Here is a 25,139-nt window from a genome sequence, read left to right as displayed (position 1 = left end):
GCGATCCTCGGTGTTGTTGTTATGGGTGGCCAATCAGCGGTCGTCGGTGTGGATGGAGGAGGGGTGCCGGCACAGGGCGGTGACCTCGATCTCCATATAGGGGTAGAGCGGCAGTTGCAGCAGGGTATCGTGCAGCGCCTGGGTATCGGCCACGTCGAAGATGCTGACGTTGGCGTAGAGCCCGGCGATACGCCAGAGGTGGCGCCAGGTGCCCTGGCGCTGCAGCTCCTGGGCCAGTTCCTTTTCCGCCTGCTTGAGTCGCGTGGCGTCGGCGGCAGGCAGGTCGTGGGGCAGTTCGACGGTCATGCGGACCATGAACAGCATGGTGAATCCTCCACGGGGCGTGATCAGGCGGTGGCGACGGCGAGGCTGCTGCGATCGCGACGGAAATGGGCGAGGCGGTCTTCGTCGAGGCTGACGCCGAGGCCGGGACCCTGGGGCAGCAGCAGCTGGAAGTCGCGATAGGTCGGCGGCTCGACGAGGATGTCCTCGGTGAGCAGCAGCGGCCCGAACAGTTCGCTGTGCCAGTCCAGCCGCTCCAGGGTGGCGAAGGCATGGGCCGAGGCCAGGGTGCCGATGCTGCCTTCGAGCATGGTGCCGCCATAGAGGCCGATGCCGGCCGCCTGCGCCAGGTGGGCGACCTTGAGCACCGCCCGCGGACCGCCGGTCTTGGCGATCTTGAGGGCGAACACCGGGGCGGCGCCGGCACGGGCCAGGGCGAAGGCGTCGGGGAGGCTCTCGATGGCTTCGTCGGCCATCACCGGCGCCGGACTCCGGGCGCTGACCCGGGCCAGGGCCTGGACGTCATGGCGCGGCACCGGCTGTTCGATCAACTCCACCCCTGCGTCGGCCAGGGCCTGGCAGGCGCGCAAGGCCACACCTTCGCTCCAGGCCTGGTTGACGTCGACCCGCACGCTGGCGCGATCGCCCAGGGCGCGCTTGATGGCTGCCACGTGGGCGATGTCCCGGGCCGGTTCGGCCGCGCCGATCTTGAGTTTGAAATGGCGATGGCGGCGCAGGTCGAGCATGCGTTCGGCTTCGGCGACGTCCTTGCCGGTGTCGCCGCTAGCCAGGGTCCAGGCCACCTCCAGCCCCTGTTGCACCCGGCCGCCGAGCAGTTCGGCGATGCCCAGGCCGCGACGCTGGCCCTGGGCGTCGAGCAGAGCGGTCTCCAGGGCCGACTTGGCGAAGGTATTGGCGCGCACGCTGCGCTCGACCCGCTGCATCACGGCATTGAGGTTGTCGGCGTCCTGGCCGATCACCAGGGGCGCCAGATAGGTATCGAGGTTGGTCTTGATGCTTTCCGGGCTCTCCCCGGCGTAGGCCAAGCCGCCGATGGTGGTGGCTTCGCCGAGGCCCTGGCTGCCGTCGCTGCAGGTCAGGCGCAACAGCACCAGGGTCTGCCGCTGCAGGGTATGCATGGCCAGCTTGTGCGGGCGGATGGTGGGCAGGTCGACGAGGCAGGTGTCCAGGCGTTCGATGCTGATCATGGGCCAAATCCATCAGGGGCGGTCGTTGCCGCGCGTTCTTGTAGGGACGGCTTTCAGCTTGCGAGTTGCCTCCCCGGCAGTCCAATATCCGTTGCGTGTTCTACGATACCCTGGAGGTATGATGGAGCTGCGGCATCTGAGGTACTTCCTGGTCCTGGCGGAGACCCTCAACTTCACCCGCGCGGCCGAACGCCTGCACATGGCCCAGCCGCCGCTCAGCCGGCAGATCCAGCAACTGGAAGAAGAGCTGGGGGTGAGCCTGCTGGAGCGCGGCCGGCCCTTGCGCCTCACCGAGGCCGGGCGCTATTTCCAGGAACACGGCAGTCGCTTGCTGGCGCAGCTGGACGAGGTACGCGACGGCACCCGGCGGGTGGCCGAGGGGCGCAAGCGCTGGCTGGGCATCGGATTCGCGCCGTCCACCCTCTATGGCGCCCTGCCGGAACTGATCCGCCGACTGCGCACCGATGCCGGGCTGGAGCTGGGGCTGTCCGAGCTGATCACCCTGCAGCAGGTGGAGGCGCTCAAGAGCGGACGCATCGACATCGGTTTCGGTCGCATCCGCATCGAGGATGCCGCGGTGGTACAGGAGGTGTTGCACGAGGACCCGCTGGTGGCGGTGCTGCCGGCCGGGCATCCGCTGCTGGGCGCGCCGGTGAGTCTGGCACGCCTGGCGCAAGAGCCCTTCGTGCTCTATCCCTCCGCGCCGCGACCCAGTTACGCTGACCATGTGCTGGCGCTGTTCGCTCGCGAAGGAGTGAACATCCGCGTGGCGCAGTGGGCCAACGAATTGCAGACGGCCATCGGCCTGGTGGCGGCCGGACTGGGGATCACCCTGGTGCCGGCCTCGGTGCGCCGGCTGCACCGCGACGACATCGACTACGTCTCCCTGAGCGATACTCAGGCGGTCTCGCCCATCGTCATCAGCTACCGGGCCGGCGATCGCTCGCCGCTGCTGGCGCATTGTCTGGCGCTGGTGCAGGAGACCGCTGCGCAACAGGCCTGAAGCCCCGACCAGCCGTGGCCTGGGCGGGATTCGCCCGACGCCCGGGTGGCGGCCGCCGCGTAATTAGCTGCGCCAAGGGGATGGTCGCGGCAGTCTGCGGACAGCCCCGCAGCGCGCACCGCGCCGAAGATGATTCCAGACCTGAGCAACCTGGAGTCTCTTGCGATGACCGGATCCTATATCCACGTACCTGCGCCGTCCGGCGCCTTCGACGCCTACTTCGTGCCCTCCATCGACGGTCGCGGTCCGGGCATCGTCCTGTGCCAGGAGATCTTCGGCGTCAACGCCGCCATGCGCGCCGTGGCCGACCAACTGGCCGAGGAGGGCTACAGCGTGCTGGTGCCGGACCTCTACTGGCGCCAGGCGCCGCGCATCGAACTAAGCTACACCCCCGAGGATTTCGAAAAGGCCTTCGGCCACTACCAGGACTTCGACGAGAACCTGGGGGTGGTGGACATCGGTGCCGCCCTCGACCATTTGCGTAGCCTGCCCGAAGTGAGCGAAGCCGGGCTCGGCGTGGTGGGCTACTGCCTGGGTGGCAAGCTGGCCTACCTGGCCGCCTGCCGCTTGCGCCAAGTGGCTTGCGCCGTCGGCTACTACGGAGTCGGTATCGAAAAGGCCCTGGGCGAGTTGGAAGACTTGAGTGGGCGCCTGGTGCTGCATTTCGCCGAGGCCGACCAATTCTGTCCGGCGCCGGCGCGGGAAGCCATCCTGGCGGCCCTGGCCGAGCGGCCGGGTACCGAGGGTTACGTCTACCCCGGCGTCGACCATGCCTTCGCCCGGCCCGCCGGCCATCACTACTACAAGCCCGCCGCGCTGCTGGCCCATGAGCGCACCATCGCCGCGCTGCGCCGCACCATCGGCCCGGACTACAATCTCTCGGCGCTGTGGGAAGAACATATCCGCCACGAATTCGATACCCGCGACGTGCCGGCGACCATGGCTACCATGGTGCCCGAGCCCTACGTCAACCATATCCCGACCATGACCGGCGGGGTCGGCTATCGCGAACTGGCGCGTTTCTATCGCTACCACTTCGTGCACGGCAACCCCAGGGACATGAAGCTCACGCCGCTCTCGCGCACCGTGGGCGCCTCGCAGATCGTCGACGAGTTCATCATGAGCTTCACCCATGACGAGCCCATCGACTGGATGCTGCCCGGCGTCGCGCCGACCGGCCGCCATGTCGAGATCCCCATGCTGGGGGTGGTGAAGTTTCGCGGACCCAAGCTCTACCACGAGCACATCTACTGGGATCAGGCCAGCGTGCTGGTGCAGATCGGCCTGCTCGACCCCCAGGGGTTACCGGTGGCGGGCGCCGAGACCGCGCACAAGCTGCTCGACGAGACGCTGCCATCCAACACCCTGATGCCGAGCTGGGCTTCCAGCGCCGGCAAGTCCATCGAGGAGTGAGGCCATGAGTCTGCATTCCCTCGATGGCAAGACGGTGGTCATCAGCGGCAGTGCCACCCTGATCGGCCAGGCGGTGGCCGAGGCACTGGTCGCGGCAGGCGCTCGGGTGGCCCTGCTGGACATCGACCCGAACGGCGCGGCCGGTGCCGAGGTGCTCGGCGAAGCGGCGTTCTTCCTGACCGTGGACCTGACCGACGATGCGGCGTTGGCGCTCGCGATAGCTGCCATCCGCGAACGCTTCGGCGCGGTGGCTGGCCTGGTAAACCTGGCCTGTACCTATCTCGACGATGGCCTGGCTTCGTCGCGCGCTGACTGGCTCAAGGCGCTGGACGTGAACCTGGTGTCGGCGGTGATGCTGGCCAAGGCACTGCACACGGATCTCAAGGCGCGGCGGGGGGCGGTGGTCAACTTTACCTCCATCTCCGCCGACTGCGCCCAGACCGGGCGCTGGCTGTATCCCGTCTCCAAGGCCGCACTCAAGCAGCTGACCCGCAGCATGGCGCTGGATCTGGCGCCGGACGGCATTCGCGTCAACTCGGTGTCGCCGGGCTGGACCTGGTCGCGGGTGATCGCCGAGGTCAGCGGTGGGGATCGCGCCCACGCCGACCGCGTCGCCGCCGACTTCCATCTGCTCGGCCGCCTCGGCGAGCCGGCGGAGGTCGCCCAGGTGGTCGCCTTTCTACTGTCACCGGCGGCGAGTTTCGTCACCGGCGCCGACTATGCCGTGGACGGCGGTTATTCGGTCATGGGACCGGAGCGCAACCAGCCGGCCATTCCACGTCTCGCCGAACGGGAGTGATGCCATGCACAACCCCTTCTGGCGCCTGTTCAACGGCTTCACCCCCACCCGCAACTCGACTCCCCGGAGAACCTCCATGCGCCGTATCGCCATCGTCGGGGCCGGCCAGGCCGGCCTGCAACTGGGCCTGGGCCTGCTCGCCCAGGGCTATCATGTCACCCTCACCACCAACCGCACCGGCGAGCAGGTGCGCGCTGGCAAGGTCATGTCCAGCCAGTGCATGTTCAACACCTCGTTGCAGACCGAGCGCGACCTGGGGCTGAATTTCTGGGAAGACCAGTGCCCGGCGGTGGAGGGCATCGGCCTGGCCGTCCCCGATCCTGCCCATCCCGAGCGCCCGGCCTTTCAGTGGAGCGCGCGCCTGGAGCGCTATGCCCAGGCAGTTGACCAGCGCCTGAAGATGCCGGCCTGGATGGAGGAGTTCGAGCGGCGCGGCGGCGAACTGGTGATCCAGGACGTCGGCCTGCCCGAACTGGAAACCCTGGCCGCCAGCCATGACCTGACCCTGCTCGCCGCCGGTAAGGGCGAGATCGTCAACCTGTTCGCCCGTGACACCGAACGCACCGTCTTCCAGCATCCCCAGCGTGCCCTGGCGCTGACCTATGTGAAGGGCATGACGCCCACGTCGCCCTATTCGCGGGTGGCCTTCAACCTTATCCCCGGTGTGGGCGAATACTTCGTCTTCCCGGCCCTGACCCTGAACGGACCCTGCGAGATCATGGTATTCGAAGGCGTGCCCGGCGGCCCCATGGACTGCTGGCAGGACGTCACCTCGCCGGAGCAGCACCTGGAGCGTAGCCTGGAGATCGTCCGCCGCTTCGCGCCCTGGGAGGCCGAGCGCTGCCAGAACCTGGAGCTCACCGATGCCGGCGGCGTGCTGGCCGGGCGCTTCACGCCCATGGTGCGCAAGCCGGTGCTGCGCCTGCCTTCGGGCCGGCCGGTGTTCGGCATGGCCGACGCCCTGGTGGTCAACGATCCCATCACCGGCCAGGGCTCCAACAATGCCGCCAAGTGCAGCAAGGTCTATCTGGAGGCCATCCTCGCCCAGGGCGATGCCGCCTTCACCCCGGATTGGATGCACCAGACCTTCGAGCGCTACTGGGACTACGCCGGCCAGGTAGTGAAATGGACCAACAGCCTGCTGACCCCGCCGCCGCCGCACATCCTCGATCTGCTCGGCGCCGCCAGCCAGTCCCACGCCATCGCCTCGCGCATCGTCAACGCCTTCGACGATCCCCGCCGTTTCGCCCCCTGGTGGTTCGAAGCGGAGGCCTGCCAGGGCTTCCTGCGTGAACACCTGAACCAGGCTGCCTGAGGAGCCCACCATGACGATAGACGCGCTGGATCTCATCGCCGCCGACCCGGCCAACCCGCGGGCGCTGCGCAACCTGCTGGGGCAATTCGCCACCGGCGTCACGGTGATCACCACCCGCGGCCGTGACGGGCGCAAGGTAGGGATGACCGCCAATTCCTTCTCCTCGGTGTCCCTGGAGCCGCCGCTGGTGCTCTGGAGCCTGGCCCGCCAGGCGCCGAGCCTGCCGGACTTCCTGGCCGCCAGCCACTTCGCCATCCATGTGCTGGGCAGCGACCAGCACCAGCTTTCCGGCCACTTCGCGCGGCCGGCGGAGGACAAGTTCGCCGGTATCGCCCACGTCGAGGGCACCGCTGGCGTGCCGTTGCTGGAGGAGGCCGTGGCGACCCTGATCTGCCGCAACCACGTCCAGTACGAGGGCGGCGACCACCTGATCTTCCTCGGTGAAATCGAGCACTACCGACACAGCGGCGGCGAACCGCTGGTCTTCCACGCCGGCCAGTACCGGGTCGCCAGCGCCCATCCCGCACTGGGCGCCTGAGCCTTGGCGGCGCCCGTCGATGCCACTCGGTCGGCGGGCGCTGCCCTTTCGAATCTGCCTTTCGCGAGCACGAACAGCCGTATTCAAGGAGCCTTGCATGACCCGGATTCGCTATCTTTCCCTCGCCGGTGCCCTGGTTGTCGGAACCGCCCAGGCCTATGACCTGCCGGTGGTCAACCTCGGCCTCACCAGCTTTCTCGACGGCGGTCTGCCTGCGGGCAACGGCTGGTACCTGCAGCAGTATTTCCAGAACTACAGCAGCCATCGGCTGACCGATCAAAACGGTGACAAGCTGGGGCTGCCGAAGACCAAGCTGGACTACCAGGTATCGGTGACCCAGCTCAGCTACGTATCGGACCTGCGCCTGGGCAACGGCAACCTGGGTCTGAACATGTTGCTGCCGGTGGTGACGCGGATGAAGGTCGACGACGGCCTGAACAACGCGGCGCTCAAGGACCAGGGTGGCGTGGGCGATCTGCTGATAGGACCCTTCATCCAGTTCGATCCGGTGATGGGCGCCAATGGCCCGCGGTTCGTCCAGCGTGTCGAGTTCCAGATCAACGTGCCCACCGGCGAGTACGACCGCGACAAGGACATCAACCCCGGCAACCATGCCTGGTCGTTCGACCCCTATTGGGCCGCCACCTACTGGTTCACCCCGAACTGGACCGTCTCGGTGCGCGCCCACTACCTCTACAACTTCAAGAACGACAAGCCGAGCTATGCCTTCGGCGACGTCTCCGACATCCAGGCCGGCCAGGCGCTGCACGCCAACTTCGCCACCGAATACGCCGTCACCCCGCAACTGCGCCTGGGCATCAACGGCTACTGGCTCAAGCAGATCACCGACACCCAGGTCGACGGCCACGACGTCTCCGGGCGCCGCGAGAAAGTCTGGGCCATCGGCCCCGGCGCCATGTACAGCTTCTCCAAGAACGACCACCTGGTGGCCAACGCCTATTTCGAGCAGGACGCGGAGAACCGTCCGGAGGGCAGCCGGGTGCAGGTGCGCTACATCCATCACTTCTGACCGGACGGAGTTCAGCTCCCTTCGTCCTTTTCAAGCCTGCCGGGGATGGCAGGCTTTTTTTTGCACGGCGTTTGGGCGGGAAGCTCAACCAAGGGCGTGTCCAGGTGGTTCAGATATAGCGGCAGACGATGCGGGGTGGCGCCGGAGGTTATGGTCCTATTGGTCTTGGACGGTTGCGCCGTCTCATTCCAACCTCCGGCCCATTGAGGCCATGGCGGTCCGCCGTTGCGACCGCTCCTACGGCATCACTCACCTCTGTAGACGTCGATAACCGTAGCGTGGAAAACGGCGCAGCCTTTTCCACTGGAATCCGTCGCGATGCGTGCCCTTACCCCAACCCTCTCCCGAGGGGAGAGGGGGCTAGCCGAGCAGGCGTTCGGCCCTTCAGCTCCGGTGGGATCCTGGCCCTCACCTGGGTAACGACTGTCTTGAGGCTACCATCGCCGCGATGGAGCGGTGACTGCCAAGGGCCGCGTTAGGTTCGGCTGAGCGCAGCGAAGCCCAACAGAGAGGCCCCGCCAAGCGATCCAGGCCAAGCGGTGGAGATCGATTGATGCCGCCGGAAGAATGGTTGCTGTCGGGCTTCGACGATGGAGCTGTCTCAACCCAACCTATCGGAATCGTCGCGTTGAGCGGTAGCTTGGGTTGAGCGCAGCGAAGCCCAACAGAGACCTCTCACCAAAGCGATTCATGCCAAGAGGTAGACGCCGATTAATGCCGCTGGAAGAGGAGCTGTCGGGCTTCGAAGGTGTAGCTGTTTCAGCCCGACTTACAAATGCGAAGCCCGGCAGGCGAGCTGTCGGGCTTATTGAAAGAGGCAGCGCAGCGTTAACGCGAAGACGCACTCTGCAAAAACTTCTCGCTGTACAGACGCGTCTCCTCGCCCAACCCCTGCTGGTCGAGCCAGGTCTTGACCGCCTCGACCATGGGCGGCGGGCCGCAGAGATAGAGGTCGCAGGCCTGGTCGGTGAGGAAGCGCCGGTCGAAGTGCTCGGGGATATAGCCGCTGAGGCCCTGCCACGCCGGACCCGGCTGGCTGACCACGGGCTGGTAGTCGAAGTCGGCGATGCGCGCGCGGTAGGCCTCCAGCCGGGCGCCCTCGCAGAGATCCTGCTCCTGGGTGACGCCATAGAACAGCCGCACCGGCTGGCCGCAGCCGCCTTTCTCGGCCATCTCGTCGAGCATGCCGAGGAAGGCCGACAGGCCCGTGCCGCCCGCCACCAGCACCAGCGGCCGCTCCACCTGGCGGAGATAGAAGCTGCCCAGGGGTGCCTCCAGTTCCAGGTTGAGGCCCGGCTGGCAGCGTTCGCGCAGGAAGTTGCTCATCACCCCATCCGGCAGCAGGCGGATGAGGAATTGCAGCTGGTTCTGCGCATTGGGCCGGTTGGCGAAGGAGTAGGCGCGCCAGTCATCGGTGCCGGGGATACGCAGCCGGGCGTACTGGCCGGGTAGGAATTGCAGCTGCCGGGGGGCAGAACTGGCGTCCAGATGCAGGATGGCGGTGGTGGCCGAGACCAGCTCCACCGAGATCACCTGGGCACTGATGCGCTCGGGCTCTTCGGCATGGCAGAGGCTGGAGTCGTGGTCGAAATAGAAGGCGGCGTCGGACGTCACCCGGGTCTGGCAGGCGAGCATCTTGCGTTGCGCCAGGTCACGCTCGGAAAGGGCTTCCTCGTCGACGTAATCCTGGCTGTAGGCGCCGGCTTCGCAGCGCCCCTGGCAGGTGCCGCAGACGCCTTCGCGGCAGTCCAGCGGCAGGCTGATGCCCTGGCGCAGGGCTGCGTCCAGCAGCAGTTCGTTGGGCTTCACCGCGATGAACAGCGTCTTGCCGTCGGCGAAGCTCAGAGCGACGTTGTGGCTCATGGCGGTGGCCTCAGAGATGGTAGAAGTCGAGTACAGAGTTGATGACGTCGTTGAGCAGCAGCACCTGCTTGCGGACGATACGGAAGTCGCCGTCCACCTCGCGCAGGTGATAGGTCACCTGGCCGTAGAACTGCTCGGACACCCCATGGCGGGCATAGAGCGTCAGCCAGCCGGCGCGCACCTCCAGCAGACCGTCGTCAGCCCGGGCGACGCGCACGTTGCTGATCTGGTGCAGGGTGCGCGGCAGTGGCGTGGAGGCGGCCGACTTGCCGGTGCGCAGTCGGAACACCCGGTCCTCCAGGCCGGAGCGGTCGGCGTAGTAGATATAGGAGAGACCCTGGGTGGGATCGGTCACGTACTCGTGCTCGCTGATCCATTGCGGCAGGTGGAAGACGCTGTCGGCCTCGAACAGCGCCAGATAGGCGTCCCAGTCCTGGGCATCGCAGAGCGCGGCCTGGCGATAGAGGAATTGCTCCACGGCGTATTGCAGATCAGGGTTCATGCCGACACCTCCGTCGGTTGCAGGGCTTTGGTGGCCAGGCCATCGAGCAGGAAGCGCTGCCAGGCGCCATGCTGGTTCACATAGAGGCCTTCATGGGTGAACTCGGTGCCGGTGAGCACCGGCTGGATGCCCAGGGCCTCGCTGTTCACGGTCGGGCCGGTAGCCCAGCGATGCTGGCCGCGGGAGATGTCATTCCAGCGCTCCAGGCGGGCCTGAAAGCCGCGCTGGGCTTCGCGGAATTCCACCAGATCGTCGGGCGTACCCATGCCGGAGACGTTGAAGAAGTCCTCGAACTGGCGGATGCGGTTGGTGCGGTCGGCGGGCGCCTCGCCCTTGACGCCGATGCACTGGCTGATGATCTCGGTCTTGTTCCAGGCCACCGGCCGCACGATGCGCAGCTGGGAGCTGATCTGGTCCATGAAGAACAGGCTGGGGTAGATGTTGAGGTTGCGCAGGCGATGCATCATCCACTCGGCGCGGGCCTGGCCGTATTCCTCGACCAGGCGCGGCATCACGCTGGCGTAGCCGGGGCGCACCGTGGGGTTGGGCATGTCGCTGAACAGCAGGCTGTGGCCATTCCTGAAGGAGAACCAGCCATCGTCGGTCTCGGCATCGCCGGCGCCGAGCTTGCTGTAGTCCAGGGTGCTGCTGGCACCGCCTTTCTCGGCGTTGACCTGCTGGCGGTGCTGCACGGTGGAGACGTAGTTGTAGTGCACGGTGCTGACGTGATAACCGTCGAGGCCGTTCTCGTTCTGCAGCTTCCAGTTGCCGTCGTAGGTGTAGGTGGACTTGCCCGGCAGGATCTCCAGCTCGCCGGTCGGCGACTGGGCCACCATCATGTCGAAGAAGACCTTGGCGTCGCCCAGGTAGTCTTCCAGGGAGTCGCTGCCCTGGGTATCCAGGCTGACGAAGACGAAGCCCTTGTAGCTCTGGATGCGCGCCTTCTTAAGCCCGCGGGTGGCCTTGTCGAAGCCATCGGGGTATTCGCCCGGTGCCTTGACCTTCACCAGGCGGCCGTCGCTCTTGTAGCACCAGGCGTGGAACGGACAGGTGAAGGTGGACTGGTTGCCGCGCGCCACGCGGGTAAGGGTGGCGCCGCGGTGCTGGCAGGCGTTGATCAGTGCATGCAGCTCGCCGTTGCCGTCGCGGGTGATGATCAGCGGCTGGCGACCGGCGCGCATCGTGACGAAGTCATGGGGTTTGGCGATCTCGCTTTCGTGGCAGGCATAGATCCAGACCTTCTCGAAGATCAGCTCCATTTCCAGCTCGAACAGCTCGGGTTCGGTGAAGAGATCGCGGGCGATGCGATAGACGCCGTCGGCCGGACGGAAGTCCAGGCAACCTTGGATGTAATCCTGCCATTGGGCAATGCTGCGGGTGCTCATCAGGGGTGTCCTCTAGGGTGAGACTCGCCTCGATTGAAGCCCCGCCACCCCAACCCCTCTATCCGCTTTTTCACTGATCGCTAGCCGAATTTTTTCGCTCGCTGGACTGGCCTGCACTCTGCGGATAGTGGCGGCGGCACGCGGCGTGCAGCATGGAACCAGCCAGCGGAGGAGCCCAGCATGCAGCAGACGAATTTCGAGGTGCAGACGCACAGTGGCCAGGTCGCCGAGGCGTGTCGCTGGATGAGCGCGGTGGCCGGTCCGCATCGCCTGGAAACCCGCAGCGGCGCCGAATTGAGTTTCCATCACCAAGGACTGCGACTGCCGGGCCGAGCCACGGTGCTGGGGCGGATCGGCTATGGCGCCGCGGTGCAGATCGGCATCGACGCCCTGGATGCCTACAGCCTCAGCCTGCCGCTGCAGGGGCGCCAGTCGCTGGCCAGCCGCGGCGCGCGCGTGCGTTCCGACAGCCAGTGCGGAATGGTCGTCGCGCCCCACGAATGGCAGCGGCTGGACATGGCCGCCGACTGCCTCAAGCTGCAGGTGGTGATCCGCCGCGAAGCCCTGCAGGAGGTGGCGGAGGGCCTGCTGGGCCGGCCCTTGGCGGCGCCCCTGAGCTTTGCCGGCGAGATGGAACTGGCGCGCCCGGCGGTCGCGGCGTGGTGGCAGGGTGTGCGCCAATTGCTGGACGGCTGGAGCGCTGTCCAGGCGCTCTACGGCCAGCCGGCACTGGCCAACGACCTGGAAGTGATGCTGCTCAAGGGCCTGCTGCTGGCCCAGCCGCACAACTACTCCGCGGCTCTGGAGGACGGCGTAGGGACGGGCTATCCCGAGTTTCTCCTGCGGGCGCGGCGTTATCTCGAAGCCCATGCGCGGGAGAATCCCTCGCTGGAGAGTCTGGAGCGCGTGGCCGGCGTATCCCGGTCCAAGCTCTATGCCAGCTTCCGCCGCTATCACGGCCAGCCGCCCATGGCCTATCTCAAGCGGCTACGGCTGGAAGAGGTGCGGCGCCTGCTGCTGGCGCGTCGTGAGGGCGCGAGCGTCTCGCGCATCGCCCTGGATTGGGGCTTCGAGCACCTGGGGCGCTTCGCCAGCGACTACCGCCAGGCGTTCGGCGAGACACCGTCGCAGACCCTGGCGGGACGGCGTCTCAACTAGCCGGAGAGCGCCCCGCGAAAGCGGCGGGTTTCCGAAGGAGACTCGCCGTAGCGGCGCTTGTATTCCTGAGCGAACCTGCCGAGGTGGGCGAAGCCCCATTTGTAGGCGGTGTCCGTCACCGATTCCACCCGGCCGCTGCGCAGTTCTTCGTTGACCCGCTCCAGGCGCAGGTCGCGCAGATAGTGCATGGGGGTGGTGCCGCGATAGGTGCGGAAGCCGGCGAACAGGGTACGCACGCTGACGCCGCCATGTTCGGCCAGGGTTTCCACGCTGAGCGGCTCGTGCAGGTGTTCGGCGATATAGGCCTCGATGCGCTTGATGAAGTAGGGCGAGACGTTGCGCTCCCGTGTGCCTTCCAGCTGGCCATGCAGCGAATGCGGCTGGCCATAGAGCAGGGCGTTGAGCAGCGAGGATTCGAATTGCTTGAGCACCAGCGGCTGGTGGATCGGATGCGCCGGATCGGCCAGGCCGTCCATGAGCAGGCCGAGCAGTTGCAGGAAGTAGGCGCCACCGGCCTGGCCCAGGTCCAGCCGCGGATCGAATTGAGGTAGGCGACCCTGCTGGGGCAGGTGCTGGGCGCAGTGATGCTCCAGGTCGGCGCGCTCCAGGCGCAGTACCAGCTGCGCGGCGCCGCCATACCATCTCATGCGCACCGGCAACTCCGGCGACAGCAATGCTGCCACCTGCGGCGAAGACTGGAAATCCACCGCGCCGCAATGGATGTCGGCGCCTCCTGTCAGCGGGATCTGGACCAGGTAGAAGTCCTGCAGGCACTGGGGATCGATATCGACGTCAGTGCCGTATTCCAGGCGATTGAGCGACAGTCGCCCGCGGCTGATGTGGTGCAGGCTGGCGCTGACCACCTCGCCGCGCTGCACCGGTTTCAACTCATGGGGCTTGAACACCTTGCTGACGCCCTGACAGGCCGCATCCCGGTCGGCCACGAGAAATTGCAGGCTGCTCGAGCAGAACAGCCGGGTCTGGCGAAAGCGCTCTCCGCTTTCGGAGGGCGTGACGTCTTGGGTCATTGTTACCTCCTTGCACACAGGCGTGGCCCCGCGCACCCTTTTGTTTCCTGCCGATTGCAGCCAGCGGATAGCGGCTGCAGTCAGCGGATAGTCGGTGGGCAGCGGAACTCGTTCTTGGCCGATCACGGTCGGCCTTGCAGGGGAATTTGCAAGGGGCGGGCCAAGCAAGGCGTCTAACAAAGGGTTTCGGGCGATCAGCGGCCAGGCCGGTCGCCATCCGCTCAGGCGTCGTCGTGGCGCAGTCGCCCATGCTCACTGCGCACCGCCGCCATGAAGGTCTGCATGGCCGAGGACTGCACCCGGTGGCGGCGACGGATCAGTCCATAGGGCGGCAGTCGTGGTTCGAAGGCGATGGGCAGCACCGCCAGCAGGTGCCGGCCGGGATAGTCGTTGACTACCGACAGCGGCGTGACCCCGAGCATGTCGGTCTGCTGCAGCAGCGCCAGCAGGGTCATGATGGAGGTGGTTTCGACGATGCTGCCGGGGATGTCGACCCGGGCATCGTGGAAGGCCTGGTTGATGATGGCCCTCATCGGGCTGGGGTGCTGTTGCAGCACCCAGGTGTGTTCCTGCAATTCGCCCCAGGTGAGGTGGGTGGCCTGGGCCAGGGGATTCTGGGCGCCGGCGATCACGCAGAGCACCTCTTCGCCGAGGCTGTCGAACAGCAACTCTTCTGCGCGGGCTCCGGTAGGAATGCGGCCCAGGACCACGTCGAGCTGGTCCTGCAGCAGCGCCTGGACCAGCACGTCGCTGGTATCCACCTGGATGGACATGGACAGCCGCGGATGGCTCTGCTTGAGGGTGGCGATGGTGCGGGTCAGCAGCCCCGAGGCCAGCGCCGGGATCGCGCCCACCGCCACCCGGCCCAGATTGCCCGATTCCAGCGCGACCAGCTCCTCGCGCATGCCCGAGAGTTCGGCGAACACCATCCGCGCGTAGTAGATCACCGTGTCGCCAAAGGCCGTGGCGCGCATGCCGCGCGGCAGCCGCTCGAACAGCCCCACGCCCAGCAGACTCTCGATCTCGTGCAGCATCTTGGTGGCGGCCGGCTGGGTCATGCCGATGTCGTCGGCGGCGCGGCGCAGCGAGCCGAATTCCGCCAGTGCCAGCACCAGCCGCAACTGGCGCAGGCGCAGACGGCTGTGGATGGTATGGGCATCGGGAATGCGCGTCATGCTGGCGAACCTTGGGGCAGGGGAGCCGGCTAGGGTAGCGCATGAGCCCGGGCCTGGCGTCGGTGGGGTGCGTCCGCGCCAGGCCGGGGCGTTCACGACGGCCGTACCTTGGCCCGCGGCTGGCCCAGGCGCAGCGCCTGCAGGCCCCGCGCGAGCAACGGCCAGCAGAGCATCAGCAACGCCGCGGTGGTCAGACTGCCCACCAGCGGGTTGGACCAGAAGATGCTCAGCTGGCCATCGGAGAACAGCATCGATTGGCGGAAGGCGTCTTCGGCCTTGTCGCCCAGCACCGCCGCCAGCACCAAAGGGGCGATGGGATAGCCGAGCTTCTTGAAGGCATAGCCGAGGATGCCGAAGCCGAGCATCAGCCAGACGTCGAACAGGCTGTTGTGCACCGAGTAGGCGCCGATCACGCAGACGGTAAAGATGATCGGCGCGATGATGCAGAACGGAATCCGCAGGATGGCGGCGAACAGCGGCACCGTCGCCAGCACCACGATCAGGCTGACCACGTTGCCCAGGTACATGCTGGCGATCAGACTCCAGACGAAGTCGTGCTGTTCGGCGAACAGGGTCGGCCCCGGATGCAGGCCCCAGATCATCAGGCCGCCGAGCATCACCGCGGCGGTGGCGGAGCCGGGAATGCCCAGGGTCAGCATGGGGAGCAAGGCACTGGTGCCGGCGCTGTGGTCGGCGGTCTCCGGCGCGATCACCCCTTCCAGTTCGCCCTTGCCGAAGCCCTCGCGGTTCTTTGAAAAGCGCCGCGCCAGGCTGTAGCTCATGAAGGAGGCGGCGGTAGGGCCACCGGGCGTCACGCCCATCCAGCAACCGACCAGGGCGCTGCGCAGCCAGGTCAGCCAGTAGCGCGGCAGCTGTTTCCAGGTGCCTAGCACGGTGCGCAGGGTGATGCGCGCCTGCTCGCCACGAAAGACCAGGCCTTCCTCCACGGTGCAGAGGATCTCGCCGATGCCGAACAGGCCGATCACCGCCACCTCGAAGCTGATGCCCGAGAGCAGGGCCGGCTGGTCGAAGGTCAGGCGCAGATTGCCGGACACCGTATCCATGCCCACCGCCGCCATGGCGAAGCCGATCATCATGGCTGCCACCGTTTTCAGCGGTGGATTCTTGCTCATGCCGATGAAGGTGCAGAAGGCCAGCAGGTAGACGGCGAAGAACTCCGGCGAGCTGAATTCCATGGCGAAGGCGGCGATGCGGCTGGAGAGGAAGGTCAGCAGCAGCACCCCGACCAGGGCGCCCAGCAGCGCCGAGGTGAAGGCCGCGGTCAGGGCTTCGCCGGCACGACCCTGGCGCGCCAGCGGATAGCCGTCGAAAGTGGTGGCCACCGACGAGGGTTCGCCCGGGATGTTGAACAGGATCGAGGTGATGGAGCCGCCGAACAGCGCGCCCCAGTACATGCAGGAGAGCAGGATGATGGCCGAGGTCGGACTCATGGTGAAGGTCAGCGGCAGCAGCAGGGCGACGCCATTGGGCGCGCCCAGGCCGGGCAGCACCCCGACCAGGATGCCGAGCAGCACGCCGATCACCATCAGGGCGAGGTGGTGGAAGGACAGGATCAGGCCCATCCCGTGCATCAGGGAATCGAATTCGCTCATGACAGGCTCCTCAGCAGGCGGGCGAGGTCGGCTAGGGGCCCGGCATCCAGCGGCACCTTGAACCAGAGGGCGAAGATCAGGTAGCTGGCCAGGCTCACGCCGCTGGCGGTGGCGAGGATCTGCCAGGCGCCGTAGCGTCTTTGCCGCTGGCGATCCCGCGCCATGAACCAGGCGATGAACAGGAAGGCCGTCAGATAGAGGCCCAGCAGGGGCAGGGCGACGACGAAGGCCAGCATCGGCAGGAATACCCGCAGCACCTGGCCGAACGCGGCGCGTTCGACGAAGCTGGTGCGCAGCGCCTGCCAGCGCCACAGGGACTGCAGCGCCGTGGCCAGACTGGCCAGGGTCAGCAGCAGGCCGATGTAGAAGGGGAAGTAGCCCGGCTCGGGGCCGGCATCGCCCCAGCCGATACCCTGTTCCAGGCTGCCCACCATCACGATGCCGCCAAGGCCAGCGGTAAAGGCCGCCAACCCCAGTTCTACCCAGCGGGTGGTGATCAGAGAATCTCCGGCCATGGCCGTCTCTCCTGTGTCGGTGCGCCGATCAGCGCTTGAGCCAGCCCGCGTCCTCGAACACCGGGGTGACCCGGGCGGTGTCCTGGGCGATGTAGTCCTGCAGCGCCTGGCCTTCGAGGAAGGTGGGCACCAGCGCATTGCGCTCGATGTAGGCCTTGAACTCCGGCGTCTGGCTGACCTTGCGCAGCAGTTCCACGTAGAAGGCCCGTTGTTCCTCGCTGACCCCGCCCGGCAAGAGCACGGTGCGCGGGAAACGGTATTGGTCGATGCCCAGCCCCTGCTCCTTGCAGGTGGGCACGTCGGACCAGGCCTGGGTCTCGGTGACCTTGGCGGTATAGGTCATGCGCGCCTGGCTGAACACGCACAGCGGCACCACCTGGCCGCCGCGCCACTGGCTCAGGCTCTCGCTGGGGTTGTTGACGTTGGAAGTGATGTGCTTGCCGGCCAGCTGGGTCGCCGCCTCGCTGCCACTCTTGAAGGGAATGTAGGTGAGCTTGGTGCCCTCGGTGCGATTGAGCAGCAGGGTCAGGGTCTGGTCGACGTCCTTGGACTGGCTGCCACCCATGCGCTTGCCGGCCGGATCCTGCTTGATGGCGTCGAGGTAGCCCCGGGCGTCCTTCCAGGGCGCGTCGGCGTAGCTCCAGAGGATGAAGTCATCCTCGGCGATGGCCGCCACCGGGGTGAGGTCGGCGAGCTGGTAGCCGAGCTTGGCGGTCAGCGGCAGCAGATAGACGTTGTTGGTGGCGATGACCAGCTTGTCCGCCTCGCCCTTGGCCATCTTCATCTCCAGGAAGGCCTCGGCGCCGTTGCCGCCACCCTTGTTCATCACCACGGTGCTGGCGTCGAGCAGCTTGTGCTGCGTGATGATCGACTGGATCAGTCGGCCGAGCTGGTCGGTGCCGCCACCGGGACCACCGGCGACCACGATCTCCACCTTGCCCTCGGGTTGCCAGGCAGCCTCGGCGACGGGAGCCACCACAGCGGCCAGGCACAGGGGGAGGGCGGCGAGCAGGGAAGTGCTGCGCATGGGACTACCTCTTTCTTGTCGTTGTTTTAAGTGGGCCGAGTGTGCGCAGCACCCGGCGATCCTGACCAGTCAAAAGAAGGCATGCACCTATAGCCTGGGGTTATGCCTGGCGCTGCTCTTCATCTGACTCCGCACGGCAAAAGGGCTGTAGCGACGAGCGAAAACCGACCTATATCCTGCGGCTATACACCTATGCGCAGATTTGATTAGACGGTTATCGCCCCTCGGCTGATAGTCGACCTCGCCAGCCGGCAGCTGAACACCCATAACAAGAATCCCAGGGGTCCATGCCATGCTCTCGACGTCCCGTTCCTCACGCCTCGGCGAAGCCGCCGTGCCCACGGCGCTCCAGGCTTCCCGCGTCCGCTGGCGCATCTTCGCCATCATCTTCGGCCTTACGGTCATCAACCTGGTGGATCGCGTGTCGCTGTCCATCGCCATGCCCACCATCGCCCGTGAATTCCAGCTGACGCCGGCCACCCAGGGGCTGATTCTCAGCAGCTTCTTCTGGGCCTATGCGCTCCTGCAGATTCCCGGCGGCTGGCTGATCGATCGCTACGGCCCGCGCCGCGTCATCGGCTGGTCCACTGGCCTCTGGGGCGTCTTCCAGACCCTCGCCGCCTTCGCCACCGGCGGGCTGTCGCTGATCTTCGCCCGGGTCGCCCTGGGCGCCGCCGAGGCGCCGCTGTTCCCGGCCGGTGGCAAGCTCAATTCCCTCTGGCTGGCTTCCGGCGAGCGCGGCCGTGGCGCGGTGCTGATGGACTGCGGCGGACCGCTGGGCGTGGCCCTGGGCGGACTGCTCATCGCCTACCTGATCGCCGTCTTCGGCTCCTGGCGCACCGCCTTCTTCATCGCCGGTATCGCCACCCTGGCCATGGCCTGGCTCGCCTGGCGCTATCTCAGGGACGACCCGGCCGCCCACCCCGGGGTCAATGCTGCCGAGCTGGCGCGCATCAACGAAGGTCGCACCACCTCGGTGGCCCAGGCCGCCAAGGCTGGCGCCCGGGGCCTGGGCATCGCCCGCCGCTCCCTGGCCGGCATCCTCATCGGTCGCGCCAGTTGGGCCATGGTCTTCTTCGGCCTGCTGACCTGGGGGCCCAGCTACCTGGCCCAGGCTCGCGGCTTCGACATCAAGGGCATCGGCGCCGCTACCTTCGTCATCTTCCTCTGCGGCGCGGCCGGCTCCCTGGTCGGTGGCTTCCTCTGCGACCTGCTGGTGCGCAAGGGCGTGCGTCGTGGCCCTGCCGCCAAGGGACTGCTGTCCTGCTCCGGCCTGGTGGCCCTGGCTGCCTTCCTGCTGCTGCCGCGGCTGACCGATCCCTATGCCGCCGTGGCGCTGCTGTCGCTCACCGCCTTCTTCCTCATGTGGGGCAGCCTCTACTGGAGCTTCCCGGCGCTGCTGGCGGTGCCGGCACGCGTCGGCCTGATCGGTGGGGTGATGAACCTGGCCGGCAGCCTCGGCGGCATCGCCGTACCCATCCTGGTCGGCCTGCTGCTGCAGCACCTGGGTGGCTATCCCGCGGTGCTGGGCTTCTTCGCTCTCTGCTCGGGCCTGTTCATCCTCGGCACCCTGTTGATCGCCCTGGACCAGCGGGAGGTGCAGCATGGCTGAGCTCTATGACGGCCCCATCGTCGATGCCCATCATCACTTCTGGGAGCCCCGGCGCAACTTCCACCCCTGGCTGTCCGGCACGGAAACCATCCCCTTCCGCTATGGCGACTACAACGCCATCAAGGGTGACTATCTGCCCGAGCACTACCTGGCCGACGCGGCCGGTCACCAGGTGGTCCAGACGGTCTATGTCGAGACCGAGTGGGATCCGCGTGATCCCCTGGGCGAGACCCGCTACGTCCATGACCTGGCACGCCGCCATGGCGCGCCCCATGCGGTGGTCGCCCAGGCCTGGCTGGATGCGGCAGACGCCGCCGAGCTGCTCGCCGCCCAGGCCGCCTTCGAACGGGTGCGCAGCGTCAGACATAAGCCCGGTGGCCCGGCGCGCCCGGAAGAGGTGGGCAGCCAGCGCACCCTGATGAGCGACGAGCGCTGGCGCCAGGGCTACACCGAGCTGCAGCGCCACGGCCTGCACTTCGACCTGCAGACGCCCTGGTGGAATCTCGACGAAGCCTGTCGCCTGGCGCGGGACTTCCCGGCCACCCAGCTGATCCTCAACCATACGGGGCTGCCGTCCGACCGCAGCGCCGAAGGTCTGGCCGCCTGGCGCGCGGCCCTGGCCCGCCTCGCCGAATGGCCCAACGTGGCGCTGAAGATCTCCGGCCTGGGCCTCGCCGGCCAGCCGTGGCGCGCCGAAGACAACGCCTGGATCGTCCACGAGGCCATCGCCGTCTTCGGCCTGGAACGCGCCATGTTCGCCAGCAACTTTCCCGTCGATCGTCTGTGCGGCAGCTACGACACCATCATCGGCGGCTTCAAGCATCTGGTGGCCGACCTGCCCATCACGGCCCAGCGCCAACTCTTCCACGACACCGCCCGGCGTCTGTATCGCCCGGTGGCCGACGTCTTTCGCCTGGACACCTACCTGAGGACTTCCGCATGAGCAATTCCACGCTTCCCCGCCTGGCCCTGGTGCTGGGTGATCCGGCCGGCATCGGCCCCGAGCTGATCGCCCGCCTGCTGGCCGATCCCGAGGTGCGCAGCCGCGCCCGCCTGGTGCTGATCGCCGACGAGGAGGAGGCCCGTACCGGCATGCGCATCGCCGGTTGCGAATATCCCTACCGCCCCATCGATAGCCTGGATGCCCTCGATTTTCAGGACGACGTACCCCTGCTGTATCCCTACCGGGGCGCTGCGGAAGGCGCCTTTCCCCGCAGCGAAGCCAGTGTCGTCGGCGGCCGCTACAGCCTGGACACCCTGGCCGTCGCCCTCGACCTGACTCAGGCGGGTCACACCGACGCCATCCTCTTCGGTCCGCTGAACAAGAGCTCCCTGCACCTGGCAGGCATGGGCCACAACGACGAATTGCACTGGTTCGCCGAGCACCTCGGCTACCAGGGGCCATTTTGCGAATTCAATGTGCTCGATGATCTCTGGACCTCGCGGGTGACCTCCCACGTCGCTCTGAAGGATGTCCCTGGCTTGCTCAGCCAGGAGCGGGTGATCGAAGCCATCCAGCTGATCGACAACGAACTCAAGCGCAGCGGCCTGGCGCGACCGCGCATCGGTGTCTGCGGCCTTAATCCGCACAATGGCGACAACGGCAGCTTCGGCCGCGAGGAGATCGACCTCATCGGCCCGGCCGTCGAGCGCGCCAGGGCGCTGGGCATCGCCGCCGACGGCCCCTATCCCGCGGACACCATCTTTCTCAAGGTCCAGGGCGACGCCCGCGCCTTCGACGCCGTGGTGACCATGTACCACGACCAGGGCCAGATCGCGATCAAGCTGATGGGCTTCTCCCGTGGGGTCACGGTGCAGGGTGGCTTGCCCATTCCCATCGCCACGCCCGCCCACGGCACCGCCTTCGACATCGCCGGTCAGGGCCGCGCCAATGTCGGTGCGACCCGTCAGGCCTTCGAGATCGCCTGCCGCCTGGGCGCTTCCCGCCACTGATAGCTGCCGCGGCGTCCAGGCGCCTCCCGAATCCGCCGAACCGGTCCCTGGGGCCGGACGGCCTTACTCATGCTCGAAAAAGGAACCTCACCATGAAAATTACCAGCGTTCGCACCCGCGTCTTCGAATGGAAGGGCAAGGTCGTCCCGCCTCAGGCGCACTTCTGCACCAACGCCACCGACATCCTCTATGAGCGCGGCGACGCCATGGGCTCCTTCCGCTTCCACGGCTGGCTGGTGGTGGAGATCGAAACCGACAGCGGCCTGGTCGGCCTTGGCAACTGTGCCCTGGCGCCGCGGGTGGCCAAAGAAATCATCGACCTCTACCTGACCCCCATCGTCCTGGGCCAGGATCCTTTCGACAACGAATACCTCTGGCAGAAGATGTATCGCCGCACCCACGCCTGGGGCCGCAAGGGCATCGGCATGGCCGCCATCTCCGCCGTGGACCTGGCGCTCTGGGACCTGATGGGCAAGGCGGTAGACAAGCCGGTGTTCAAGTTGCTGGGTGGCCGGACCAAGGAAAAGATCCCCTGCTACGCCTCCAAGCTCTACGCCAATGACAATCTGGATCTGTTTCTGGAAGAGGCCCAGGGCTATCTCAACCAGGGCTTCGATGCCCTCAAGATGAGATTTGGCTATGGGCCCAAGGACGGCCCCGCCGGCATGCGCCGTAACATCGAGCAGGTGCGCGCCTTGCGTGAACTGGCTGGTCCCGACGTCGACATCATGCTGGAGTGCTACATGGGCTGGACCCTGGAATACGCCCGCCGCATGCTGCCCAAGCTGGCCGAATTCGAACCGCGCTGGCTTGAGGAGCCGGTCATCGCCGATGACATCGAAGGCTACGTCGAACTCAAGAAGATGGGCATCATGCCTATCTCCGGCGGCGAGCACGAATTCACCTCCTACGGCTTCAAGGATCTGCTCGAACGCCGCGCCGTGGACGTCATCCAGTACGACACCAACCGCGTCGGCGGCATCACCGCCGCGCGCAAGATCAACGCCCTGGCCGAAGCCTGGTCGGTGCCGGTCATCCCCCACGCCGGCCAGATGCACAACTACCACCTGACCATGGCCAGCACCGCGTCGCCCATGGCCGAGTTCTTCCCGGTATTCGACGTGGAGGTAGGCAACGAACTCTTCTACTACGTCTTCAAGGGCGAACCCCAGCCCGTCGGCGGCTACCTGCAACTCGACGACGACAAACCCGGCCTGGGGCTGGAACTGTCCGAAGAGCACCTCAAAGATTTCGATGTGATCGAGTAGCGGTCTGGTCTGGTCTGGCTGCCGCCCGTGCTGTGCGGCAGCCATCCTGCGTTCATGCGGCGGGTGACAGCACTCGCCACGCCACCTGACTCAACCCGCCAATATCGCCGCCGCACCCCGTGGCTGCCGGGTGTACCACAGTACCCGGCTGACCCCACGGGTCACCGCCACATAGCTCAGGCGCAACGCCTCGTCCGCCATGGCGTCGTCATAGCTTTGCTGGAAATGTCCGCTGGTCGCATAGAGGGCGTTGCGCAACGGGTGGGGCTGCTGGGGCTGGCCATCGTCCAGCACGATCGCCACCTCGGCCTGCAGGCCCTTGGCTCGGTGAATGGTGCAGGTGCGTACGCCTGGCTGACGTCCCAACTGCTCGTTGATGGCTTTCAAGGGCGCGTTCAGGCGACTCATCACCATGACCGCGCACCGCTCCGGCCGCTCTCGTTCCGCGGCATACGTCCGTTGCGCCTCGATCTCGTTCAGCAACGCAGCCAACTGGCGGGCGATATCGAATTGCGGCACGACCTTGACCCCATGACCCTGGTCATCCGCCGCGCGAAAGGCCTGGGTCTTCTTGGGCTGCTTGTGGCGTACCTGCGTCAGGATGCGTTCGCCGTCCGCCACGATGTCCGGTGAAGAACGGTAGTTGGTCCCCAGCATCAGCGTCTGGCTGGGCGTCTGGCCTGGAAACCAGCGGTCGAAGTGAATGAACAGCTCCGGCGAGCTGCCCCTCCAGCCGTAGATGGATTGCCAGTCGTCACCGATGGCCATCAGCGAAGGCGCAACCTGCTCCTCGGTGAGCCTGCGCTGTACCTGCTGCAGCCAGAGGGCGATCTGCGGCGAGATGTCCTGGAATTCATCGATCAGCAAATGGGTGAAGGGCTGCAGACGGGCAATCAGGGCGCGACTGGGTTTCTTTTCCAGGCGATCCGTCAGCACGGCAAAGGCGGTATTGAAGGTGATCAGCCGCTGTTCCTTCAGCAGCTTGCCGAAGTGTCGCCAGAATTGCTGCATGGCCTCCAGGAAGATCCGGTCCCGCGTCGAGCACTCCAGCTGACTGCTCTTTATAGATCCGACCCGCAGCCCCAGGGTCTCGGCGAATGAGGCCTGGCCATAGAAGAGGTCGGGCAGCGGTTGCGGTTGACGTTCGCCATTGAGGACGAAGGGCTGCAAGGGTGGCGCGCCGGGTGGCTCCTCCTCATCGGGCGGCGCCAGTTCCAGCAACAGATGTACCCGACGCCGAAAGCCGGCGTCCTCGCGGTAGCTATGCTCGTAGGCCTGTATCAGGAGCTGCCGTTGAGCCTCGTTCAGGCTGGCGCCAGCCAGCATGCCGTTGTCCGGTTCGTCGTCACCTTTCGATTGGCTGGACAACTGCTCGAACCATTGCGTCGCCCTCAGTTCGGTGCGCGCCAACTGTGCCAGGGCCGAGTGAAAGGTTCTTACCAGCTCGCGTGCCGCCTCGTCATCCAGCGGGGCCTCCCAGAAGGCCAGGACGCGCTTGAGCTGGGCGCGCAACTCTTCGCAGGACGCCTTGGTAAAGGAGATGACAGTCAGCTGCTCGCGCGGGATGTCGAGATGGCACAGCATGAACACCACTCGCAGCACCAGCGTCGTGGTCTTGCCCGAACCGGCCCCCGCGAAGATACGGGTAGCCGGAGCCCGCGCGAGGATCATCTTCCACTGCTCAGGTGAGGGTGGCTGGATGATGCCCTGAGCCACGGCCTGCTCGACACGTACCTTCATCCGCTGCTCCTGGGAGCGCTTGATGGTGAGTGCGGGACCATAGATGCCGGCGGGGGAGGGGATGGCCGGGGTAGCCTGTATAATGGATTGCTCGCCGTTCGCCGCCTTGACCGAGACTCTGGGCTCGGCCTGCCGTTTGCGGGCCTTGGTCGGCTGCACCTTTTTCTGGCCGCTTGGCGCCTGCTCTCCTTTAAGGAAGAGCGTGGTACGGGGAAACCAGTCGCCCAGGGTGTTTCTCAGCTGTTGTCGATAGCGAGCCAGGATGGAAGTCATGCAGTCCTCGAAACATGGTCTGCCGGCATCTTACCTCGCACAGGTGACAGCTCGCCTTTTGGTGGCCTTTTTCATCCCTGCTGAAAGATTCTTGAAATAACCTGTTGACCTGCCCCAAAACTCCCCTATAATGCGCCCCACTTCCGGCGCAGACGCTGAAGCGGCTTGAAAATCAAGCACTTAGGTCTGAGTCGGGTGAGGGGTCCATGGATTCTTCGCCATTTGGTTCTCACCTTCGGGTGACAGCGAAGTGAAGCGGAGGGGGTTGACAGCGTCTTGGGATGCTGTAGGATTCGCCTCCCGCTGCCGAGATTGGTTAGACCGGTCAGGCAAGCGCAAGTGGTTGAGTTGAAACGAAAAAGTTCAAATCAACGCTTGACAGGATGTGAGGACAGCGTAGAATGCGCGCCTCGGTTAGCGACACGGTCGCAACCAACTG

Annotated in this window: 22 protein-coding genes; 11 read left to right on the top strand and 11 right to left on the bottom strand. The window is 66.3% G+C overall.

The window, feature by feature from the left end:
• Positions 1-33 precede the first annotated feature (33 nt).
• Positions 34-324: a muconolactone Delta-isomerase gene (gene catC, locus PSEK12I1_RS0107400; protein ID WP_027601136.1), complete on the bottom strand. Its 291-nt coding sequence runs from the start codon at positions 322-324 to the stop codon at positions 34-36.
• Positions 325-347: 23 nt separating this feature from the next.
• Entirely contained in the window at positions 348-1,490 is a 1,143-nt protein-coding gene (locus PSEK12I1_RS0107395; RefSeq protein WP_027601135.1) for a muconate cycloisomerase family protein, read from the bottom strand.
• 121 nt (positions 1,491-1,611) lie between these two features.
• Here PSEK12I1_RS0107395 and PSEK12I1_RS0107390 point away from each other — a divergent pair, with 121 nt between their 5' ends.
• The 6 genes from PSEK12I1_RS0107390 to PSEK12I1_RS0107365 all read left to right on the top strand — a co-directional run bounded on the left by PSEK12I1_RS0107390 (position 1,612) and on the right by PSEK12I1_RS0107365 (position 7,588).
• On the top strand, positions 1,612-2,493 hold the full coding sequence (locus PSEK12I1_RS0107390; RefSeq protein WP_027601134.1) for a LysR family transcriptional regulator: 882 nt from the start codon (positions 1,612-1,614) through the stop codon (positions 2,491-2,493).
• Positions 2,494-2,658: 165 nt separating this feature from the next.
• The gene (locus PSEK12I1_RS0107385) at positions 2,659-3,906 is read left to right on the top strand and encodes a dienelactone hydrolase family protein (RefSeq protein WP_027601133.1); all 1,248 of its coding nucleotides are present in this window, start codon (positions 2,659-2,661) and stop codon (positions 3,904-3,906) included.
• A gap of 4 nt (positions 3,907-3,910) precedes the next feature.
• Entirely contained in the window at positions 3,911-4,705 is a 795-nt protein-coding gene (locus PSEK12I1_RS0107380; protein ID WP_027601132.1) for an SDR family oxidoreductase, read from the top strand.
• A gap of 76 nt (positions 4,706-4,781) precedes the next feature.
• Positions 4,782-6,020: a styrene monooxygenase/indole monooxygenase family protein gene (locus tag PSEK12I1_RS0107375; protein WP_027601131.1), complete on the top strand. Its 1,239-nt coding sequence runs from the start codon at positions 4,782-4,784 to the stop codon at positions 6,018-6,020.
• 10 nt (positions 6,021-6,030) lie between these two features.
• The gene (locus PSEK12I1_RS0107370) at positions 6,031-6,558 is read left to right on the top strand and encodes a flavin reductase family protein (protein WP_027601130.1); all 528 of its coding nucleotides are present in this window, start codon (positions 6,031-6,033) and stop codon (positions 6,556-6,558) included.
• A 97-nt stretch (positions 6,559-6,655) separates the two neighbouring features.
• Positions 6,656-7,588 (top strand): transporter, encoded by a 933-nt coding sequence (locus PSEK12I1_RS0107365; RefSeq protein ID WP_037006821.1) that lies wholly within the window; start codon positions 6,656-6,658, stop codon positions 7,586-7,588.
• Between the two features lie 828 nt (positions 7,589-8,416).
• On the opposite strand, the gene antC is transcribed toward PSEK12I1_RS0107365, so the two are convergent.
• Genes antC through antA form a run of 3 tightly spaced genes read right to left on the bottom strand, consistent with a single transcriptional unit; the run spans position 8,417 to position 11,338 of the window.
• Positions 8,417-9,451: an anthranilate 1,2-dioxygenase electron transfer component AntC gene (gene antC / locus PSEK12I1_RS0107360; protein WP_027597817.1), complete on the bottom strand. Its 1,035-nt coding sequence runs from the start codon at positions 9,449-9,451 to the stop codon at positions 8,417-8,419.
• Between the two features lie 10 nt (positions 9,452-9,461).
• Complete coding sequence (antB, locus tag PSEK12I1_RS0107355; RefSeq protein ID WP_027597818.1) at positions 9,462-9,953, bottom strand: anthranilate 1,2-dioxygenase small subunit; 492 nt, start codon at positions 9,951-9,953, stop codon at positions 9,462-9,464.
• Positions 9,950-11,338, bottom strand: coding sequence for an anthranilate 1,2-dioxygenase large subunit (antA, locus tag PSEK12I1_RS0107350; RefSeq protein ID WP_037006819.1), 1,389 nt, complete (start codon positions 11,336-11,338; stop codon positions 9,950-9,952). Before antA ends, antB begins: the two co-directional genes overlap by 4 nt.
• A 180-nt stretch (positions 11,339-11,518) precedes the next feature.
• On the opposite strand from antA, the gene PSEK12I1_RS0107345 reads away from it, so the two are divergent.
• Positions 11,519-12,496 (top strand): AraC family transcriptional regulator, encoded by a 978-nt coding sequence (locus PSEK12I1_RS0107345; protein WP_027601127.1) that lies wholly within the window; start codon positions 11,519-11,521, stop codon positions 12,494-12,496.
• Here the strand turns inward: PSEK12I1_RS0107345 and PSEK12I1_RS0107340 are convergent.
• The 5 genes from PSEK12I1_RS0107340 to PSEK12I1_RS0107320 form a co-directional block, all read right to left on the bottom strand.
• A complete protein-coding gene (locus tag PSEK12I1_RS0107340) occupies positions 12,493-13,524 on the bottom strand; it encodes an AraC family transcriptional regulator (protein ID WP_027601126.1) in 1,032 nt (343 codons plus the stop codon). The two genes, PSEK12I1_RS0107345 and PSEK12I1_RS0107340, sit on opposite strands and share 4 nt — an antisense overlap.
• 221 nt (positions 13,525-13,745) lie before the next feature.
• A complete protein-coding gene (locus PSEK12I1_RS0107335; RefSeq protein ID WP_027601125.1) occupies positions 13,746-14,699 on the bottom strand; it encodes a LysR family transcriptional regulator in 954 nt (317 codons plus the stop codon).
• Positions 14,700-14,791: 92 nt separating this feature from the next.
• A complete protein-coding gene (locus PSEK12I1_RS0107330; protein WP_027601124.1) occupies positions 14,792-16,312 on the bottom strand; it encodes a tripartite tricarboxylate transporter permease in 1,521 nt (506 codons plus the stop codon).
• On the bottom strand, positions 16,309-16,827 hold the full coding sequence (locus PSEK12I1_RS0107325; RefSeq protein ID WP_027601123.1) for a tripartite tricarboxylate transporter TctB family protein: 519 nt from the start codon (positions 16,825-16,827) through the stop codon (positions 16,309-16,311). The genes PSEK12I1_RS0107330 and PSEK12I1_RS0107325 overlap by 4 nt, the downstream gene beginning before the upstream one ends.
• Before the next feature lie 28 nt (positions 16,828-16,855).
• Entirely contained in the window at positions 16,856-17,854 is a 999-nt protein-coding gene (locus tag PSEK12I1_RS0107320; RefSeq protein WP_027601122.1) for a tripartite tricarboxylate transporter substrate binding protein, read from the bottom strand.
• Between the two features lie 292 nt (positions 17,855-18,146).
• Here PSEK12I1_RS0107320 and PSEK12I1_RS0107315 point away from each other — a divergent pair, with 292 nt between their 5' ends.
• From PSEK12I1_RS0107315 to PSEK12I1_RS0107300, 4 genes are all read left to right on the top strand, one after another.
• On the top strand, positions 18,147-19,466 hold the full coding sequence (locus PSEK12I1_RS0107315) for an MFS transporter (protein ID WP_027601121.1): 1,320 nt from the start codon (positions 18,147-18,149) through the stop codon (positions 19,464-19,466).
• Positions 19,459-20,409, top strand: coding sequence for an amidohydrolase (locus tag PSEK12I1_RS0107310; protein ID WP_027601120.1), 951 nt, complete (start codon positions 19,459-19,461; stop codon positions 20,407-20,409). The genes PSEK12I1_RS0107315 and PSEK12I1_RS0107310 overlap by 8 nt, the downstream gene beginning before the upstream one ends.
• On the top strand, positions 20,406-21,419 hold the full coding sequence (locus PSEK12I1_RS0107305; RefSeq protein ID WP_027601119.1) for a 4-hydroxythreonine-4-phosphate dehydrogenase PdxA: 1,014 nt from the start codon (positions 20,406-20,408) through the stop codon (positions 21,417-21,419). The genes PSEK12I1_RS0107310 and PSEK12I1_RS0107305 overlap by 4 nt, the downstream gene beginning before the upstream one ends.
• 92 nt (positions 21,420-21,511) lie before the next feature.
• Positions 21,512-22,687, top strand: a complete 1,176-nt coding sequence (locus PSEK12I1_RS0107300; RefSeq protein ID WP_027597829.1) for an L-rhamnonate dehydratase — start codon at positions 21,512-21,514, stop codon at positions 22,685-22,687.
• A gap of 90 nt (positions 22,688-22,777) precedes the next feature.
• Here the strand turns inward: PSEK12I1_RS0107300 and PSEK12I1_RS0107295 are convergent, their stop codons facing one another.
• Positions 22,778-24,700, bottom strand: a complete 1,923-nt coding sequence (locus tag PSEK12I1_RS0107295; protein WP_027601118.1) for a UvrD-helicase domain-containing protein — start codon at positions 24,698-24,700, stop codon at positions 22,778-22,780.
• Positions 24,701-25,139: the final 439 nt, after the last annotated feature.

The organism is Pseudomonas sp. MOIL14HWK12:I1 (genome assembly GCF_000510705.1).
GTDB classification, from domain to species: domain Bacteria; phylum Pseudomonadota; class Gammaproteobacteria; order Pseudomonadales; family Pseudomonadaceae; genus Chryseomonas; species Chryseomonas oryzihabitans.
Note: the sequence above shows the minus strand (reverse complement) of the source record. Positions and strands in the feature narration are given on the sequence as shown.

Coding starts and splice junctions, on each gene's coding strand:
- catC (WP_027601136.1), bottom strand. CDS start 324: ATGCTGTTCATGGTCCGCATGACCGTCGAACTGCCCCACGACCTGCCT.
- PSEK12I1_RS0107395 (WP_027601135.1), bottom strand. CDS start 1,490: ATGATCAGCATCGAACGCCTGGACACCTGCCTCGTCGACCTGCCCACC.
- PSEK12I1_RS0107390 (WP_027601134.1), top strand. CDS start 1,612: ATGGAGCTGCGGCATCTGAGGTACTTCCTGGTCCTGGCGGAGACCCTC.
- PSEK12I1_RS0107385 (WP_027601133.1), top strand. CDS start 2,659: ATGACCGGATCCTATATCCACGTACCTGCGCCGTCCGGCGCCTTCGAC.
- PSEK12I1_RS0107380 (WP_027601132.1), top strand. CDS start 3,911: ATGAGTCTGCATTCCCTCGATGGCAAGACGGTGGTCATCAGCGGCAGT.
- PSEK12I1_RS0107375 (WP_027601131.1), top strand. CDS start 4,782: ATGCGCCGTATCGCCATCGTCGGGGCCGGCCAGGCCGGCCTGCAACTG.
- PSEK12I1_RS0107370 (WP_027601130.1), top strand. CDS start 6,031: ATGACGATAGACGCGCTGGATCTCATCGCCGCCGACCCGGCCAACCCG.
- PSEK12I1_RS0107365 (WP_037006821.1), top strand. CDS start 6,656: ATGACCCGGATTCGCTATCTTTCCCTCGCCGGTGCCCTGGTTGTCGGA.
- antC (WP_027597817.1), bottom strand. CDS start 9,451: ATGAGCCACAACGTCGCTCTGAGCTTCGCCGACGGCAAGACGCTGTTC.
- antB (WP_027597818.1), bottom strand. CDS start 9,953: ATGAACCCTGATCTGCAATACGCCGTGGAGCAATTCCTCTATCGCCAG.
- antA (WP_037006819.1), bottom strand. CDS start 11,338: ATGAGCACCCGCAGCATTGCCCAATGGCAGGATTACATCCAAGGTTGC.
- PSEK12I1_RS0107345 (WP_027601127.1), top strand. CDS start 11,519: ATGCAGCAGACGAATTTCGAGGTGCAGACGCACAGTGGCCAGGTCGCC.
- PSEK12I1_RS0107340 (WP_027601126.1), bottom strand. CDS start 13,524: ATGACCCAAGACGTCACGCCCTCCGAAAGCGGAGAGCGCTTTCGCCAG.
- PSEK12I1_RS0107335 (WP_027601125.1), bottom strand. CDS start 14,699: ATGACGCGCATTCCCGATGCCCATACCATCCACAGCCGTCTGCGCCTG.
- PSEK12I1_RS0107330 (WP_027601124.1), bottom strand. CDS start 16,312: ATGAGCGAATTCGATTCCCTGATGCACGGGATGGGCCTGATCCTGTCC.
- PSEK12I1_RS0107325 (WP_027601123.1), bottom strand. CDS start 16,827: ATGGCCGGAGATTCTCTGATCACCACCCGCTGGGTAGAACTGGGGTTG.
- PSEK12I1_RS0107320 (WP_027601122.1), bottom strand. CDS start 17,854: ATGCGCAGCACTTCCCTGCTCGCCGCCCTCCCCCTGTGCCTGGCCGCT.
- PSEK12I1_RS0107315 (WP_027601121.1), top strand. CDS start 18,147: ATGCTCTCGACGTCCCGTTCCTCACGCCTCGGCGAAGCCGCCGTGCCC.
- PSEK12I1_RS0107310 (WP_027601120.1), top strand. CDS start 19,459: ATGGCTGAGCTCTATGACGGCCCCATCGTCGATGCCCATCATCACTTC.
- PSEK12I1_RS0107305 (WP_027601119.1), top strand. CDS start 20,406: ATGAGCAATTCCACGCTTCCCCGCCTGGCCCTGGTGCTGGGTGATCCG.
- PSEK12I1_RS0107300 (WP_027597829.1), top strand. CDS start 21,512: ATGAAAATTACCAGCGTTCGCACCCGCGTCTTCGAATGGAAGGGCAAG.
- PSEK12I1_RS0107295 (WP_027601118.1), bottom strand. CDS start 24,700: ATGACTTCCATCCTGGCTCGCTATCGACAACAGCTGAGAAACACCCTG.